This is a genomic window from Sphingobium sp. SA2 (assembly GCF_032227065.1).
Lineage (GTDB): Bacteria > Pseudomonadota > Alphaproteobacteria > Sphingomonadales > Sphingomonadaceae > Sphingobium.
In genome coordinates, this window is the sequence record NZ_JAPMXX010000006.1 from 2869098 (window position 1) to 2885182 (window position 16085).

Genomic DNA, 16085 nt, shown 5'->3' on the forward strand with positions numbered 1-16085 from the left:
CGTCTCCCCAGGCCGACCCGTTAGAAGCTGTAGCGCAGGCCGACCTGGCCCAACGCGCTGATGATGGTTTCGAAATCGTCCGCCTGAACGCCGTCAACGCCGACCGAGGCCGATGCCGACAAGCGCCGGGTCAGGCTCTTATAATAGCTGGTGAACGCGCCGAAGTTCAGCACGTCCGGCCGATCGCCACTGGCATCGAAATAGTTGATGTAGGTCACCAGATCCATGCTGTCGCTGTCGTTGAACGTGTAGGTGACCGAACCGTTACCATACCAGTTTTCGTCGCGCGATCCGCTGATTAGCACGCTCTGACCCTGCGGCGTGATGAACTTGCGCTGCGAATAGCCAGCGCCAAGGCCCCAGCCCCATGGGCCGCGCCGCAGCGAATATTGCGCCGCGACGCCGCGATAGCGGAAATTGGCGTCGGTGATGCCCGACAGCGAATCGTTGAAACATTGCCCGCCGCCGGTGGTCGAGAAGGCGCAGCCGGTGAGGTCGCCGGTGAAGGGATTGCGCACGACATTGAGGCTGCTGCCCGACACGGCGGCGACATCGGCCATGATCATGCGGCCGAAACTGTCGATGCCGTCGAACACCATGACGCCGAAGCTGCTGTCCTGGCCCTGCCAGGTGAAGCTGCCCTGATAGGTCATGCCGCCATAGCGTTCGCCCACCCGCGCGGTCAGCGATGTGCGGCGGCTGGGCCGCCACAAGACGCCCGCGTCCCAGATGATATCGTCGAAATTGTAGATGAGCGCGCGCGGCGAGCTTTTGTCGGTGACATAGCGGCCATTGCGGATGAGCGGCGTGCCGTCGGTCGCGCGTTGCGGCGAGCGCTGGCTGATCTCGATCTTTTCATAGCCGATGCCGCCGATCAGCGCGACGGTGCGCGAGACCGGCAGGGTGGCATCGAGCCGACCCCAGGCATTTTCAAACCGCTGGTCGAGCTGGCTGGCGTCTTCGCGATTATAGCCTGCGCTGGCGGTGAGGCCGACCGGCAGCAGCGTGCCGGGGGCAAAGCCAACCGACCCCAAAAGGCTGTGCGTCCAGCTATCGGCGAAGGAACCGCCCTGCCCGCCCGCAAAATCGGCATTGACGCTGTCTTCGACCCGCGCATAGCCCAGTTGATAGGAGCCGTTGACGGTGAAGTCGCCGACCTGCGTCGTGTAGGACGGGCCGACATAACCGGCATAGACCTGGCTGGTATAGCTATTGTCGTTGAGCGAGGTCGCGCCCGACAAGCCATCGGTTCGCACCCGCGTCGCAAAGCCGCCCGCATTGAGCGAGAGACCACGCGCCAGGTTGACGCGCGCGCTGGCGATACCGCTCAGCACATCCTGGTCCGGTGCCTGGCTACCCCAGCCAAAGCTGTGATTATATTGAACGTCGACCACCGCCTCGACGCGGCGGTTCTGCACTTCGGCGGTCAGGCCAGCGGTGACATTGGTATAAGTCAGCACATCGCCGCCGCCCTTGAGCGGGCCGGTCACGACCTGATCGATGCCGATATAGGGCGTGACGTTCATGCGGCGATCCGTATCCTGCGCCAGCGCAGGCGCGGCGGCGGTCGCCAGCGCGACGAGCGATGCGCCGCCGATCCAGAAACGGGTCATGAGCGGGGTTCCCCCTTGGCATAATAGCTGCCGAAACGACGGCCGCCGCCGGTGAAGCGCACGGCGTTGAGCAGAAGCTGGACCTGCGCCCCGCCCTTGAGCAGGCCGATTGCGTCGCGCACGGCGGCTTCGCTGGTCTTGTCTGCGCGCACCACCAGCAGGGCGATGGCGACATGGCTGGCCAGCACGGCGGCGGGCGAAGCCGCTAGCAGCGGCGGCGAATCGAAAATGAGGATGCGGTCGGGCCGGCCTTCTGTCAGACGCGCGAGCAATTGTTCGGTGCGCGCGGAGGACAGAAATTCGGTGTCCGCATTGCTACGCTGTCCGGCGGGCAGGATCGAGAGCGAGGGAATGTCGGTGCGGATCACACAATCCTCGATCGCCACCATCGGATCGGCGAGCGCGTCCATGAGGCCAGGGCCAGCCTCCAGCCCCAGCGCGGCGGGGATGCCGGGCTTGCCGAAATCGGCGTCGATCAGCAGGATTTCGCGATCCTTTTCGGCCGCGAGGCTGAGCGCCAGGTTGATCGCGCAGAAGCTCTTGCCGTCGCCGCTATGAGGCGAACAGACGAGGATGCGGTTGCCGCGCTTATTATCCTGTAGCTGCGCCAGCAGGTCGCGCTTGAGCAGGCGAAATTCCTCGCTCATCGCGGTGACGGGGCCGTCGGGCTGGAGCAGGCCTGCTTCGGCGAGCGCGATGCGGTCGATCGGCTGGATGGGGCCGGTCCAGGGCAAGGCGCGGAAGCTCGTTGGCGCGGGGGCCAGTGCGGCGGGCGCGACAGCGACCGGCTCGACGAGCGGCGGCGCATCGGCGGGCATTTCGACCGCAGGCGCGGCGCGGCCACGCAGCGCAGCGCTGAAATCATAGATTTCGGTGGCGCGCTCGATCAGCGATCCGCCTTTGATGGGGCTATGCTGGTTCATGTTTCCTGGTTCCTTCACGCCCACATCTCAAGCCATGCCACGCTGGACAAATTCGACGACGATCAACAGCAGGCAGACCGCCGCCAGCCCGCCGCTGGCGCCCGCAAACCATTTCATCCGCTGCTTTTCGACGGCGACCTGCGTCGCGCTGACCGCCTGGCTGATCGATCCGGCGACCGGCAGGCCGATGGCGCGTTCCAGACGGACGGCGGTGGGGAATGTTCCCTTGAGCTGGCCCATGGCGAAGGCGACGCCGACACCCGCACCGATGCCGACGATGAGCACGCCGAGCAGCAGCAGCGGCCGGTTGGGCGCAGTCGGCGCGGTAGGGACGCTGGGCGGGTTGATGACGCGGAACTGGACCGATCCGGTTTCCGACTTCACCTCGCCACGCAGGCGGATTTCCTCGCGGTCGGCGAGCAGTTTGTCATATTGGGTCTTGAGCACTTCATAGTCGCGGTCGAGCTTTTCCTGCTCCGATGCGATGCCCGGCTCGTCGACCTGCTTCGCCATCATGGCGTTGAGATCGGCCTGGAGCTGTGCCTTGCGGGTGGAGAGCGCCTGCACCGTGGCGGCGCGTTCGGCCTGCATCGACTTGATCGACAGATAGGCGGGGTTGGGCGTGCCACCGCCGCCGCCCGCGCTGCCGCCGCCACCCTGACGGCGCAGCGCATCGACTTCGCGCTGGGCGGCAATCACATCGGGATGGTTGGCGGTCCAGCCGCGCGCGCGCATCCCGGCAAGGTTCGACTGGGCCTGGCTAAGCACCGAGGGGCCGCCCGCCGCGCCGACGCCTGGCAGGCTTTGCGGCGTGCCTGCCAACTGGCCGTTCATCGCGCTCAAAGCGCTTTGCGCCTGCACCAGCTGCGAATCGATCTGGTTGATCTCCATCCGCGCGGCGTCCATGCGCTGGCTGATGGAGCCTGCGCCGGGCAGCAGTCCGACATAGCGCTGGGCAAATTCGACGCGGCGCTGGTCCGCAGCCTCCATCTGCTTGCCGCGCGCGGCGACCTGCTGGTCGAGGAAGGCGAGGCTCTGCCGGGTCTGCGTCCGATCGCCGGAGAGATTTGCTTCCTGGAAGATGTCGATCAGCTTTTGCGCCACCTGCTGCGCGATGCGGGCATTCGCACCGTCCGACAGGCTCGAATCAGCCGATACGGCGCTGATGTCGATCATGCTGGGGTCGGCCTGCGCCATCACGGTGATATTTTCCCGCAGGGTCGTGATCTTGGCGGCGACATCGCGCGGGCCGGAGACGCCCTGCGACAGATCGGTTTCGCGCACGACCTTTTCGAGATTTTCGGCGCTCGCCAGCGTGCTGCGCACGCGCTCCAGTTCTTGCTGCGACTGGACCTGGGTGATGCCGACCTTGTCCTCCAGCAGCGACTGGGTGCTGACATAGACCCGCGCCTTGGACTCATAGCTGTTGGGTATCAGCGCCACGCCGAGCCAGCCAAGCATGGCCACGCCCCAGGCGACGCCCAGCGCGATCCAGCGGCGGCTCCATATGCCATGGAGCAGGACCAGCAATTCGTCGTACAGACCGGCCATATCAGAACATGCTTTCAGGGATGATGATGACGTCGCCGGGGGCGAGCATGACATTGGCGCGCGTGTCGCCCTTCTTGAGAAGGTCGTTCAGGCGGACCTGATATTCCTTTTGCTTGCCGCTATCCTTGTCGAAGCGGACGAGGCGCGCGCGGTTGCCCGCGGCAAATTCGGACAGGCCGCCAACCGAGATCATCGCGTCGAGCAAGGTCATGTTGGCCCGATAGGGGATGGAGGCGGGCTTGTCGGTCGCGCCGACGATCCGCACCTGTTGACTGAAGGTGCCGCTGAAATTGTTGACGATGACCGAGACGAGCGGATTTTCGATATATTTGGTGAGTGCCAGCTTGATGTCGTCGGACAGCATCCGGGGCGTCTTGCCCACGGCCGGCATGTCGGTGATCAGCGGCGTGGTGATGCGTCCGTCGGGCCGCACCTGGACCTTGGCGCCCAGTTCGGGATTGCGCCACACGAAGATGGTGAGGTCATCGAGCGGGCCGATGATATATTCCTCGCCCGGCCCTTCCTGCGTCGACACGAAGGATGCTGGGGGCAGTTGCGGCCCGGCAGGCACCGTGGCGCAGCCCGACAGGGCGACGGCGGGCAAGGATGCACCGATCAGGAGCCTGGAAACGGACAGGAAACGCATATTCTCACCTCTTTGTGCGGCCTTGCGCGACCGGCCGCCAAAGAGGGGTGGCAAGGCCGTTCAGCACAGGGCTTCGGACCTCTTCATGCCGTCAAAGGGTAAAGATACCGTTAGGAGTTATGTGTAGAGTAATTCAGCCAAGTAAAACTTCACGAGGACTTGGATGGCCAAGAAAAGCGGTCGGGCTGGCCGACGCGCCATAGGCTCCTGCAAGGAAGATGGCAATGAGGTCGCCTTCCTGCACCGGCGGTAACGCCACCTTGTCGCCGAGCCGGTCGATCGGCGTGCAGAGGCAGCCGACGACCGTCAAGGGATCAGCCGCCGGGTCCGCGCCGAAACGGTTGGCGATGGCGATCGGATAGTTGCGGCGGACCACGGTGCCGAAATTGCCGCTGGCGGCGAGTTGATGATGCAAGCCCCCATCGACGACGACGAAGGTTTCGCCCTGGCTGACCTTTACGTCGATTACGCGGGTCAGATAGACGCCCGCCTCCCCAACCAGCCAGCGGCCGAGTTCGATCGCGAAATGGGTGGGTTTGAGGATGTCGGGCAATGCTTCCAGCGCGCTGTCTAGGGCGACACCAATGGGACGGATGTCGAGCGGGACGTCGCCGGGGAAGTAAGCAAGGCCAAAGCCGCCGCCCAGATTGACCAGCGGCGGCGCTACGCCGACTGCTTCTGACAGCCGCGCCGCCAGCGCGAGGGTGGCGGCCTGCGTCTCGATGATCGCCATGGCGTCGAGATTTTGCGAACCCGCGAAAATGTGCCAGCCGCGCCAGTCGGCCCCGCCGTCGATCATCGTGCGGGCAAGTGCAGCAGCGCGATCGGCATCGACGCCGAACGGCTTGGCCCCGCCGCCCATCCGCATGCCGGAGCCTTTGAGATGGAAGTCCGGGTTGACCCGCACAGCGACGTGCGGGGTCTTGCCGATGCGCTGGCCGATGGCGAGTGCGCGACGCCCCTCCCCTTCGGATTCGAGGTTCAGCGTGACGCCTGCAAAAATCGCCGCTTCCAATTCGTCATTCCGCTTGCCCGGCCCGGCAAAGCTGATCCGTGACGGGTCCATCCCGGCCGCGAGCGCCATGTCCAGTTCGCCGCCCGACGCGATGTCGAAGCCATCGACTTGCGCCACCATGCCCGCGAGCAGCGGGGCGTAGGGGTTGGCCTTGATCGCATAATGGAGGTGCAGGGCGGGCGGCATGGCGGCACGGAAGCGCCGGACCTGCGCTTCGACGATGGCCATGTCATAGGCGAAGAGCGGCGTGTCGCCTGCCTCATCCACCAGGCTGGCCGCGCCATAGCCGCCGATCAGCAACATGCCCTCCTCGCCCGCGAACCAGGGCGGGATCGGTCCCATCGGCTTCATCTGTAAAACCCTCTCAGCTTCATATGTGCTCCTGCGAAAGCGGGAGTCCAGGGCGATAGGTCACCCGCCTCACCCTAGGCTCCTGCTTTCGCAGGAGCACCATGTTGGTGCGTGAGGGCGACTCGATCGGTCTTGCCGTTGGGATTGCTGGGAAATTCGTTCAACACAAGGATGTCCCTTGGCTGCATATAATTGGGTAGTTCGCTTTTCAGATGCGCCGCGACCGTTTGCGCGACCGCCGGATCGTCGGCGCGCAGCAGCAGCCGGACTACCTGGCCAAGCCGGTCATCCTTCACCCCCAGCGCCACGGCTTCGGCGACACCGGCGACGGCGACGGCGGCTTCCTCTATCTCGGTCGGACTGATGCGGTTGCCCGCCGACTTGATCATCGCATCGTCGCGACCGACGAAATAGAGCAGCCCCTGCGCATCGCGCCGCACAGTGTCGCCCGACCAGACCGCCATGCCGCCATAGAGGGAGGCCGTCGGCGCAGGCTTGAAGCGTTCGGCGGTGCGGGCGGCGTCGCGCCAATAGCCCTGCGCCACCAAGGGGCCGCAATGGACAAGCTCGCCCGGCTCGTCATCGTCCGTGACGCTGCCATCGGGGCGCAGCACGAGGATTTCGGCAAAGGGGATCGCGCAGCCCATCGAATCAGGGTGGCTGGCCACCAGGGCGGGCGGCAGATAGGTGGAGCGGAAGGCTTCGGTCAGGCCATACATGGGGTAGAGGTCGGCGCGGGGGAACAGGGCGCGCAGTTTTGCCACAAGAGGCCGGGTCAGCGCGCCGCCGCTGTTGGTCAGGCGCTTGAGCTTGGCGGCGACCTCCGGTGGCCAGTCCAGTTCGGTCAGTTGCACCCAGAGCGGCGGCACCCCGGCGAGCGTGGTGATGTCGCGCCGGTCGACCAGCTTCATCAAGTCGCGCGGGGTGAGATAGTCGAGCGGATAGACGCAGCCGCCCGCAATCCAGGTGGAGAAGAGCTGGTTCTGGCCATAGTCGAAGCTGAACGGCAGGACGCAGGCGGTGCGATCGTCCGCGCCCATGCCCAGATAGTCGGCCACCGCCACCGCGCCCAGCCAGAGATTGGCGTGGCTGAGCATCACGCCCTTGGGGCGTCCGGTCGATCCGCTGGTGTAGAGAATGGCAGCCAGCGTATCGGGCGCAGCGTCGGACGGACCGATCGGGTCGCCGCCGCTCATGGCGCAGGCGGCGTCATCTTCGCGATGCAACGGGCAATCGGGCGGCACGTCGCCAGGCTGCAGGCTGTCGAGTCGCGCTGCCGTGCCGATCAGCATAGCCGCCCCGCTGTCGGACAGGATATGGGCGACTTGGGCATGTTTGAGCAAAGGATTGATCGGCACATGGACGAGGCCCGCGCGTGGCGCGGCGAGCGGCATCAAGGCTGCGACCGGCCCCTTGGCGATCCAGCTGGCGACGCGCGCGCCCGGTTCCAGCCCGAACCCGGCAAGCCAGCCCGCCAGCCGCCCGAGCGTTTCTTCCAGTTCGGCGAAAGTATAAGTGCCCGATCGCCCGTCCAGCGCCGGGCGGAGGGGGTCGCCACGCAGGAGGACATGATCGATCGGCAGGCTGTCCGCAGACGGACCTGTCGGGCTTAACTCCATTTCCAGACTTTGCACCTAAGCGTTCCTCTTCTGGTTGCGGAGATAGTCGGTTGCCGACGACAAGGGAATATCACAGCCTGGCCGAAGTCGGGCACGCGCTGCAGGGCCGTGCCGATCGCATCGCCATGCCTTCCCTGTTCGACCGGTTCGACTGGTATGCGCTGCTGCACCAGCATTGCTTTGCCGCCGCGCCGGTGCGCGTGCTGGTGGCGGAGGATATGGGCGCGCAGGCGTGGATAGTCCTGATGCAGCCGGAGGCGCGGCGGGTGTCGGCGCTGGCCAACTGGTATAGTTTTGCCTGGGCGCCGATATTTGTGGGCGATCCCGACGAAGCGCAACAGCGTCGGTTGCTCGATGCACTGGCGCGGCATTTGCTGGCGGGCAATAGCCAGATGGACCTCTATCCGCTGGAAGATGGCGGCGCGTTGCGCGCCAGTTTGCGGCGGGCGGGCTGGTTTGCGCTGTCGCGGCCGATGGGGGGCCGCTATCTGCTGCGTCCGGCGGGGCGCGATTTTGCGACCTATTGGGCGGCGCGGCCGGGCCGGTTGCGGACGCTGGTGCGGCGCAAGGCGCGCAACAGTCCTTATGTACTGTCGATCAGCGACCGGCTGACCGACGATCTGTGGCGGGACTATGTCGATGTGCATGATCGTAGCTGGAAGGCGGCGGAGCCGGGGCTGACCTTCCTGCGCGCGCTTGCGGAACAGGAGAGCGATGCGGGGACGTTGCGGCTGGGCTTTGCGCGGCTCGACGGGCGGGCGGTTGCGACGCAATATTGGACGGTCGAGCATGGCATCGCGCTTATTCACAAACTCTCCCATGATCGCGCCCACGATGCCGGGTCGCCTGGGACGTTGCTGAGCCATGCCATGTTTGCGCAGGCCATCGACCAGGATCGGGTCGATCTGATCGACTATGGCACTGGCGACAATGGCTATAAGGCCGACTGGATGGAGGAGCGGATCGCGCTGCACCGGATCGACGCCTTCAATCCGCGCTTTGCGTCGAGCTGGCTCCCGGCGGCGCGGACGGCCATTTCCGCGCTTGTCGGATAGGGCATGAATGACTAGGAAAGCGCCCTTATGCGGGCCAATCATCCTTCGCCGGTCGGTCAGGCCGATACCATCGACACCCTGACGCGGACGTTGCTTCGCGACGTTCTGGGCCTGTCCCAGGAGCGGGTCGATGCGTTCGAGGCGGACACGCCCCTGTTCGGCGCGCTGCCTGAACTGGATTCCATGGCGGTTGCGGGGCTGCTGACCGAGATGGAGGATCGCTTCGATATCCTGATCGAGGATGACGATATCGACGGTGACACGTTCGAGACGTTCGGGTCGCTGGTGGCCTTTGCGCGGGGTAAGGTCTCCCAATAAGGTCCGTTCGGGCTGAGCGAAGTCGAAGCCCTTGCCTGAGCGGAGGCGAAGGCACCTCGCTTCGCTCGGTAGAACCCTTCGACTTCGCTCAGGGCGAACGGCGGTAAATTACGCCTCCACCATCGCTTCGAAGTCCGCTTCGGCGAGAAACTTCTCGACATCGAGCGCGGCCATGCAGCCCATGCCGGCGGCGGTTACGGCCTGGCGGTAGATTTTGTCGGTGACGTCGCCCGCGGCGAAGACGCCGGGGATGGCGGTGTGGGTGGTGCCCTTGTCGACCAGCAGATAGCCTTCGTCCATCGGCAGCTTGCCGGTGAACAATTCGGTCGCGGGGTGATGGCCGATGGCGACGAAGCCGCCGTCGGTCGGTTCGTGCGACCGCTCGCCGGTGACCGTGTCGATGAGATCGACGCCGACCAGCCCTTCGGGCGTGCCGCCGCCGACGAATTTGTCGACCGCCTTGTTCCACAGTATCTTGATGCTCGGATGGGCGAACAGCCGTTCCTGCAGGATTTTTTCGGCGCGCAGCGTGTCGCGGCGGTGGATCAGGGTGACGTCATGGCTGTGGTTGGTGAGGTAGAGCGCTTCTTCGACCGCGGTGTTGCCGCCGCCGATCACCACCACCTTCTTGCCGCGATAGAAGAAGCCGTCGCAGGTGGCGCAGGCGGACACGCCCTTGCCCTGGAGATGCTCTTCGCCCTCGACGCCCAGCCATTTCGCCTGCGCGCCGGTGCAGATGACGAGCGTGTCGGCGACATAGACGATGCCGCCATCGCCGGTCAGGCGGAAGGGACGCTGCGACAGGTCGACATCGACGATCTGGTCATACATCATCTTCGCGCCGACATGTTCGGCCTGCGCCTGCATCTGTTCCATCAGCCATGGCCCCTGGATCACATCCTTGAAGCCGGGATAATTTTCGACATCGGTGGTGATGGTCAGCTGACCGCCCGGCTGCATCCCCTGCACCACGATCGGCGCAAGACCAGCGCGCGCGCCATAGATGGCGGCGGACAGGCCAGCGGGGCCGGAACCAAGGATGAGCATGCGGGTCGAGTGGGTGGCGGTCATGAACGGGGCTTTCCGGCTGCGATTCGTGGTGAGGGGAGAGATAGGCGGTGACGGCGCGCAGGCAAGCGATGGATTTGCTTGGGGGGCGTCAAGAAGGGATGTGAGTGGGGTTACTGCGGCGCGACAGGGCGAAGTTCACAGTGTCGCAGGCGTGATTTTCGGGGGCGATTCGCGGGCATTGCGACGGGGAAGCCACCGGGACGCGACGGCGACGCGCCAGGCTCGCGACTGTGACGCGACAGTTGGGTAACGGTGACGCGACGGTGGCGCGACGGGGATTGGCTGGGGACGGATGGTGGCAGGCGGCTGATGCACCGGCGGGTTAGATCAGGGATTTTCCTACATTGGAAGGGGCCATCAGGATTGCGTGTTGCCAGCTTATTTCCCGCATCCTTATTCCCCGCCTTCACCCCGCGACGTTCCTGTCCTACATGGGATGGGATGAGCGCTCCCCTGTATAACAAAGACATATTGCGGCTCGCCGCCAGCATCCCGCATCATGCCCGCCTGCCCGAACCGCAGGCGAGTGTGGAGAAGCGGTCGCCGACCTGTGGATCGCGGATCGTGGTCGATGTGGCGATGGCCGATGGGCGGCTCGCTGACATGGGGCTGGACGTGAAGGCCTGCGCGCTGGGGCAGGCGTCGGCGTCGCTGATGGCGGCGCAGGCGATCGGGATGAGCGCCGATGAACTCGCCGAGGCGCGCGACAAGCTGACCGCTTATCTGTCGGGCGCGAGCGAGGATCTGGATTTCTGGCCGGGCCTGGCGGTGCTGGCCCCGGCGCGCGGCTATCCGGCGCGTCATGCGTCCATTCGGCTGGGCTTTGAAGCGATTGCCGAAGCGGCACGGATGGCGGATGCCTGATGCAGAGCGTGCCTGCCCCCCTGCCCGTTCCGGTCAGCGCCACCGATATGCTGTTGTCGGAAGGCGTCATCCTGCTGGGAGCCGCCGTGCTGTTCGTCCTGCTGTTCCGCCGGTTCGGGCTGGGGGCGGTGCTGGGCTATCTGGTCGCGGGTGCGCTGGTCGGGCCGCAAGGGCTGGGGCTGGTCGGCGGCGGCGAATCCAAGCTGGCGATTGCCGAAATCGGCATCGTGCTGCTGCTCTTCCTCGTCGGCCTCGAACTGCATCCGGCGCGGCTGTGGCGGTTGAAGCGCGATATCTTTGCGCTGGGGCTGGCGCAGGTGGTGTTGTGCGGTTGTGTGCTGACGGCGATCATCTTCTATTCCACCGGCTTCACCTGGGGCGCGGCGATCGCGCTCGGTCTGCCGCTGGCGCTATCGTCCACCGCGCAGGTGTTGCCGGGGTTGAAATCCAGCGGGCGGATCAACTCGCCCTTCGGCGAAAAGGCCTTTTCGATCCTGCTGTTTCAAGATCTGTCGATCGTACCGCTGATCACCATCATCGCCGCGCTGTCGCGCAACCCGACCGATGCCGCCGGGCCGCCCGGATGGGTGCTGGCGGGTTATACGGTCGCGGCGATCGCGGGCCTCGTACTGGCAGGGCGATTCATCCTGCGGCCATTGCTGGGGCTGGTCGGGCGGCTCGGCGAGCGCGAATTGTTCGTGGTGGTCGGGCTGTTTACCGTGCTGGCCGCGGCGGCGCTGATGCACAGCCTGCATCTGTCGACCGCGCTGGGGGCGTTCGTGGCGGGCGTGATGCTGGCCGATTCGCCCTATCGGCATGAGATCGAAGCCGATGTCGAACCGTTCCGCTCGATCCTGCTTGGCCTCTTCTTCCTGGCGGTCGGCATGGTGCTGGACCTCAAGACCGTTGCGGCCAATCCGGTGTTCGTCATCGGCATGGCGCTAATTCTGGTGGCGACCAAGGCGGCGATCATCGCTGGCCTGGCGCGATTGTTCGGCATGGATTGGCGACCGGCGCTGGGCGCGGGGCTGCTCTTGTCGCAGGGCGGCGAATTTGGGTTCGTGCTGTTTGCGCAGGCGCAAAGTGCGATGCTGATCGCGCCCGAAGCGTCGAGCCTGTTCAGCGCGATCGTCACCTTCTCCATGGCGACGACGCCGTTCCTGATGCTGTTCGCCCGCCGGTTCGAGTTCGCCGCGTCGCGCGATGGCGCTGACTTGCCCGGCCCGGACGAGGCGCCGCGCGGCACCGCGATCATCGTTGGCTATGGCCGTTTTGGCCAGACGGTGGCGCAGATGTTGATCGGCCATGGCTTTGCCGTCGTATCGATCGACAAGAAGCCCGCGCAGATCGAAGTGTCGCAGCGGTTCGACACGAAAGTCTATTATGGCGATGGCACGCGGATCGACCTGCTCCATCGCGCAGGCGCCGACGATGCCCGGCTGATCGCCTTTTGCATCGATGATCCCTCGCTCGACAGCCGCGCGCTCCAGCCGATCGCCGAGGCCTTTCCGCAGGCTGCGCTGATGGTGCGCGCATTCGACCGCAGGCAATTGCTGGCGCTGCAGAATATGGACCTCGCCGGTGTGGTGCGCGAAGTCTATGAATCGGCGATCTGCATGGGGGTGCAGGCGATGCAGGCGCTGGGCGTGCCCGACGAGGAAGTCGAGGAGGTCGAGCGCCAATATCGCGCCAATGACGAACAGAGGCTGGCGTTGCAGATCGAGCATGGCGACCTGATCGCGGCCAAGGATCTGATCTACCGCCCCGGCAAGGGGATGCGGCTGCTGACGCGCGGCGATGGAGAAAAGACATGATTGCTGTGCTGGCTGCTTTGTCCGCGGCGCTCGCCATTGGCGCGGGCGCGTTCGGCGCGCATGGTGTGAGCGATCCCAAGGCGGTTGATTGGCTGCGCACCGGCGGCACCTATCAATTGATCCATGCGGTCGCGGCGATCGCGATCATGGGCGTCGCGCGCGGCGCGGCGGTGCTGCTGCTGATCGGCGCGGCGATCTTCGCGCTGTCCCTCTATGCCATGGCGCTGGGTGCGCCACGCTGGCTGGGGGCAATCACGCCGATCGGCGGGGTGCTGATGATCGGCGGCTGGCTATGGGCGGCATGGCAGTTCGGGCAGCGCTGACAGCCTGCCCTTGCCCCCGGCCCCGCCCCGGCCTAGATTGGTGCGATGGCCGACCATAAACATCATCATATTGAGCCGACCGGCACCAAATTGGCCGACGCCGCGCGCCGCACGCTGGAAGCCCAGAGCGAACAGTGGACGCCGATGCGCGCCGCCATTTTCGATGCGCTGTCGGCCGAGGAAAAGCCTGCATCCGCCTATGACATTGCCGATACGGTGTCGAAGGCGCGGGGCAAGCGGGTGGCACCCAACAGCGTCTATCGCATCCTCGACCTGTTCGTGACGAACAATATCGCCATGCGGGTGGAAAGCGCCAATGCCTATATCGCCAACGCGCATCCCGGCTGTCATCACGACTGCATCTTCCTGGTGTGCCGCAATTGCAAGCAGGCGACGCATCTGGATGACGACAAGGTGACCAACCAGGTCCGTGCCGTCGCCGAGCAGGAAGGCTTCAAGCCCGAACGACCGGTCATCGAGATATTGGGCACCTGCGCGAAATGCGCGGCGTGACCGCGGCATCGCGCCGTTCGCCCACCCGCTCCAGCGCCTATATGAGTCTATCCCTTTCATGAATGATCGCCCGCAAACGCCGTTGCTCGACCAGGTTATCTGGCCATCCGATCTGCGCACCCTGAAGCCCGAACAATTGCGGCAGTTGGCCGATGAATTGCGGCAGGAAGTGATTTCCGCCGTGGGCGTGACGGGCGGCCATCTGGGGTCGGGCCTGGGCGTGGTGGAGCTGACCACCGCGATCCATTATGTGTTCGATACGCCGCGCGACAAGCTGGTGTGGGATGTCGGCCACCAATGCTATCCGCACAAGATATTGACCGGGCGGCGCGACCGCATCCGCACCTTGCGCCAGGGCGGCGGGCTGTCGGGCTTCACCAAGCGGGCCGAATCCGACTATGATCCGTTCGGCGCGGCGCATAGCTCGACCTCGATCAGCGCGGCGCTGGGCTTTGCCATAGCCAACCAGATGCAGGACCGGCCCGGCAAGGGCATCGCCGTCATCGGCGACGGCGCGATGTCGGCGGGCATGGCTTATGAGGCGATGAACAATGCGCAGGCGGCGGGCAATCGGCTGGTCGTCATCCTGAACGACAATGACATGTCGATCGCGCCGCCGGTGGGTGGCCTTTCGGGCTATCTCGCGCGGCTGGTGTCGAGCCGGGAGTTTCTGGGGCTGCGCGATCTCGCCAAGAAACTGGCGCGCAAGCTGCCCCGGCCGCTGCACAATGCGGCGCGCAAGACCGACGAGTTTGCGCGCGGCATGGCGATGGGCGGCACCTTGTTCGAGGAACTGGGCTTTTATTATGTCGGCCCGGTCGATGGCCATAATCTCGACCAGTTGATCCCGGTGCTGGAAAATGTGCGCGACGCGGCCGAGGGGCCGTGCCTGGTCCATGTCGTGACGAAGAAGGGCAAGGGCTATGCCCCGGCCGAAGCCGCCGACGACAAATATCATGGCGTGCAGAAATTCGATGTAGTGACGGGCACGCAGGCGAAAGCTCCGCCCGGCCCGCCAAGCTACACCAATGTCTTTGCCCAGGCGTTGATCGCCGAGGCGCAGCGCGACCCGAAACTGTGCGCGATTACCGCGGCGATGCCGTCTGGCACGGGCCTCGATAAATTCGCCCTCGCCTTCCCCGATCGCATTTTCGACGTCGGTATTGCCGAGCAGCATGCGGTGACTTTTGCCGCAGGGCTGGCGGCGGAGGGGATGCGGCCCTTCTGCGCCATTTACTCGACCTTCCTGCAACGCGCCTATGACCAGGTGGTGCATGATGTCGCGATCCAGAACCTGCCGGTGCGCTTTGCGATCGACCGGGCCGGGCTGGTCGGCGCGGATGGATCGACCCATGCGGGCAGTTTCGACGTCACCTACCTCGCCACTCTGCCCAATATGGTGGTGATGGCGGCGGCGGACGAAGCCGAACTGGTGCATATGACGCATACCGCCGCGATGCATGACAGCGGCCCGATCGCGCTGCGCTATCCGCGCGGTAACGGGACCGGGGTGGCGATGCCGCAGACGCCCGAACGGCTGGAAATCGGCAAGGGCCGGATCATGCGCGAAGGGCGGCAGGTCGCGATCCTCTCGCTCGGCACGCGGCTGGAGGAAGCGCTCAAGGCGGCAGAGGTGCTGGAGGCCAAGGGGCTGTCCACCACCGTTGCCGACCTGCGCTTTGCCAAGCCGCTCGATGAAGCGATGATCCGCCGGTTGCTGGCGACCCATGAGGTTGCCGTGACGATCGAGGAAGGCGCGATCGGCGGTTTGGGCGCGCATGTGCTGACGTTGGCGAGCGATCTGGGACTGACCGATGCGGGGCTGAAGATCCGCACGCTGCGGCTGCCGGATATTTTCCAGGATCAGGACAAGCCCGAAAAACAATATGCCGATGCGCGGCTGGATGCCGATGCGATCATCGACACGGTGTTGACGGCGCTGCGGCATAATAGTGCGGGGATTGGCACGGAAGCGCGGGCTTAGAGAGCATGGCCAAACTCGCTTTAGCCCTGATCATCATATTGGGGCTATTGGGTGTGTTTGGCTCTGTGCAGGCAAGAAGGCGCCTCAGGCGGCTGACAACGCAACGTCAAGGTGTTCATCCCAGCACCTTGATAGATCAACTTATACAGGCAGGCGTGAGAGAATCTGTCACCGAGTTCATATGGGACGCACTGTCGCCCTATTATGGCGATGGCGATATTCTACCCCACCAAGACGACGACTTGATTAGAGATGCTGGCATCGACCCGGAAGACATCGAAGATATCGTTGCGAGCTTTTTTCATCAAAACCGGCTATCCGAGCCAACGACCGATGACCCGGAACATATCCCTCAGAACATGAGCATATGCGCCTTGGGGCATTACCTCATGTCCTGCGAAGAGCGATACTCAGCCGTCTGACAT

At 65.0% G+C, this 16085-nt stretch carries 15 protein-coding genes; 8 read left to right on the forward strand and 7 right to left on the reverse strand.

The window, feature by feature from the left end:
* Positions 1-20: 20 nt before the first annotated feature.
* The 6 genes from OVY48_RS21420 to OVY48_RS21445 all read right to left on the reverse strand — a co-directional run bounded on the left by OVY48_RS21420 (position 21) and on the right by OVY48_RS21445 (position 7718).
* Positions 21-1613, reverse strand: a complete 1593-nt coding sequence (locus tag OVY48_RS21420) for a hypothetical protein (protein WP_313924373.1) — start codon at positions 1611-1613, stop codon at positions 21-23.
* Positions 1610-2536 carry an AAA family ATPase gene (locus OVY48_RS21425; RefSeq protein WP_313924374.1) on the reverse strand — a complete coding sequence of 309 codons (927 nt, stop codon included), beginning with the start codon at positions 2534-2536 and terminating at the stop codon, positions 1610-1612. The genes OVY48_RS21420 and OVY48_RS21425 overlap by 4 nt, the downstream gene beginning before the upstream one ends.
* Before the next feature lie 27 nt (positions 2537-2563).
* Positions 2564-4087 (reverse strand): XrtA system polysaccharide chain length determinant, encoded by a 1524-nt coding sequence (locus OVY48_RS21430; protein WP_313924375.1) that lies wholly within the window; start codon positions 4085-4087, stop codon positions 2564-2566.
* A gap of 1 nt (position 4088) precedes the next feature.
* On the reverse strand, positions 4089-4733 hold the full coding sequence (locus OVY48_RS21435) for an XrtA/PEP-CTERM system exopolysaccharide export protein (RefSeq protein ID WP_069064870.1): 645 nt from the start codon (positions 4731-4733) through the stop codon (positions 4089-4091).
* A 133-nt stretch (positions 4734-4866) separates the two neighbouring features.
* Positions 4867-6099: a pyridoxal-dependent decarboxylase, exosortase A system-associated gene (locus OVY48_RS21440; RefSeq protein ID WP_313924376.1), complete on the reverse strand. Its 1233-nt coding sequence runs from the start codon at positions 6097-6099 to the stop codon at positions 4867-4869.
* Between the two features lie 74 nt (positions 6100-6173).
* Entirely contained in the window at positions 6174-7718 is a 1545-nt protein-coding gene (locus tag OVY48_RS21445; RefSeq protein ID WP_313924871.1) for an acyl-CoA ligase (AMP-forming), exosortase A system-associated, read from the reverse strand.
* Between the two features lie 50 nt (positions 7719-7768).
* Between OVY48_RS21445 and OVY48_RS21450 the strand changes: the two genes are divergently transcribed.
* Positions 7769-8773, forward strand: coding sequence for a GNAT family N-acetyltransferase (locus tag OVY48_RS21450; RefSeq protein ID WP_313924377.1), 1005 nt, complete (start codon positions 7769-7771; stop codon positions 8771-8773).
* 27 nt (positions 8774-8800) lie between these two features.
* Positions 8801-9091, forward strand: a complete 291-nt coding sequence (locus tag OVY48_RS21455) for a phosphopantetheine-binding protein (protein ID WP_069064874.1) — start codon at positions 8801-8803, stop codon at positions 9089-9091.
* Positions 9092-9199: 108 nt separating this feature from the next.
* Here the strand turns inward: OVY48_RS21455 and trxB are convergent, their stop codons facing one another.
* Positions 9200-10162 (reverse strand): thioredoxin-disulfide reductase, encoded by a 963-nt coding sequence (trxB, locus tag OVY48_RS21460; RefSeq protein ID WP_069064875.1) that lies wholly within the window; start codon positions 10160-10162, stop codon positions 9200-9202.
* A gap of 441 nt (positions 10163-10603) precedes the next feature.
* Here trxB and OVY48_RS21465 point away from each other — a divergent pair, with 441 nt between their 5' ends.
* The 6 genes from OVY48_RS21465 to OVY48_RS21490 are packed head-to-tail and all read left to right on the forward strand — an operon-like array spanning position 10604 to position 16082.
* Entirely contained in the window at positions 10604-11026 is a 423-nt protein-coding gene (locus tag OVY48_RS21465) for an iron-sulfur cluster assembly scaffold protein (RefSeq protein WP_313924378.1), read from the forward strand.
* Positions 11026-12840: a cation:proton antiporter gene (locus OVY48_RS21470; protein WP_313924379.1), complete on the forward strand. Its 1815-nt coding sequence runs from the start codon at positions 11026-11028 to the stop codon at positions 12838-12840. Before OVY48_RS21465 ends, OVY48_RS21470 begins: the two co-directional genes overlap by 1 nt.
* Positions 12837-13163 carry a DUF423 domain-containing protein gene (locus OVY48_RS21475; protein WP_313924380.1) on the forward strand — a complete coding sequence of 109 codons (327 nt, stop codon included), beginning with the start codon at positions 12837-12839 and terminating at the stop codon, positions 13161-13163. Before OVY48_RS21470 ends, OVY48_RS21475 begins: the two co-directional genes overlap by 4 nt.
* Positions 13164-13208: 45 nt before the next feature.
* Entirely contained in the window at positions 13209-13676 is a 468-nt protein-coding gene (locus OVY48_RS21480) for a Fur family transcriptional regulator (RefSeq protein ID WP_037475183.1), read from the forward strand.
* A 58-nt stretch (positions 13677-13734) separates the two neighbouring features.
* Positions 13735-15660 carry a 1-deoxy-D-xylulose-5-phosphate synthase gene (gene dxs / locus OVY48_RS21485; protein WP_069064879.1) on the forward strand — a complete coding sequence of 642 codons (1926 nt, stop codon included), beginning with the start codon at positions 13735-13737 and terminating at the stop codon, positions 15658-15660.
* Between the two features lie 5 nt (positions 15661-15665).
* On the forward strand, positions 15666-16082 hold the full coding sequence (locus tag OVY48_RS21490; RefSeq protein WP_313924381.1) for a hypothetical protein: 417 nt from the start codon (positions 15666-15668) through the stop codon (positions 16080-16082).
* The last annotated feature ends 3 nt before the right edge of the window (positions 16083-16085 follow it).

Coding starts and splice junctions, on each gene's coding strand:
- OVY48_RS21455 (WP_069064874.1), top strand. CDS start 8,801: ATGCGGGCCAATCATCCTTCGCCGGTCGGTCAGGCCGATACCATCGAC.
- OVY48_RS21465 (WP_313924378.1), top strand. CDS start 10,604: ATGAGCGCTCCCCTGTATAACAAAGACATATTGCGGCTCGCCGCCAGC.
- OVY48_RS21470 (WP_313924379.1), top strand. CDS start 11,026: ATGCAGAGCGTGCCTGCCCCCCTGCCCGTTCCGGTCAGCGCCACCGAT.
- OVY48_RS21480 (WP_037475183.1), top strand. CDS start 13,209: ATGGCCGACCATAAACATCATCATATTGAGCCGACCGGCACCAAATTG.
- OVY48_RS21425 (WP_313924374.1), bottom strand. CDS start 2,536: ATGAACCAGCATAGCCCCATCAAAGGCGGATCGCTGATCGAGCGCGCC.
- OVY48_RS21430 (WP_313924375.1), bottom strand. CDS start 4,087: ATGGCCGGTCTGTACGACGAATTGCTGGTCCTGCTCCATGGCATATGG.
- trxB (WP_069064875.1), bottom strand. CDS start 10,162: ATGACCGCCACCCACTCGACCCGCATGCTCATCCTTGGTTCCGGCCCC.
- OVY48_RS21475 (WP_313924380.1), top strand. CDS start 12,837: ATGATTGCTGTGCTGGCTGCTTTGTCCGCGGCGCTCGCCATTGGCGCG.
- OVY48_RS21420 (WP_313924373.1), bottom strand. CDS start 1,613: ATGACCCGTTTCTGGATCGGCGGCGCATCGCTCGTCGCGCTGGCGACC.
- OVY48_RS21435 (WP_069064870.1), bottom strand. CDS start 4,733: ATGCGTTTCCTGTCCGTTTCCAGGCTCCTGATCGGTGCATCCTTGCCC.
- OVY48_RS21445 (WP_313924871.1), bottom strand. CDS start 7,718: ATGGAGTTAAGCCCGACAGGTCCGTCTGCGGACAGCCTGCCGATCGAT.
- OVY48_RS21440 (WP_313924376.1), bottom strand. CDS start 6,099: ATGAAGCCGATGGGACCGATCCCGCCCTGGTTCGCGGGCGAGGAGGGC.
- OVY48_RS21490 (WP_313924381.1), top strand. CDS start 15,666: ATGGCCAAACTCGCTTTAGCCCTGATCATCATATTGGGGCTATTGGGT.
- dxs (WP_069064879.1), top strand. CDS start 13,735: ATGAATGATCGCCCGCAAACGCCGTTGCTCGACCAGGTTATCTGGCCA.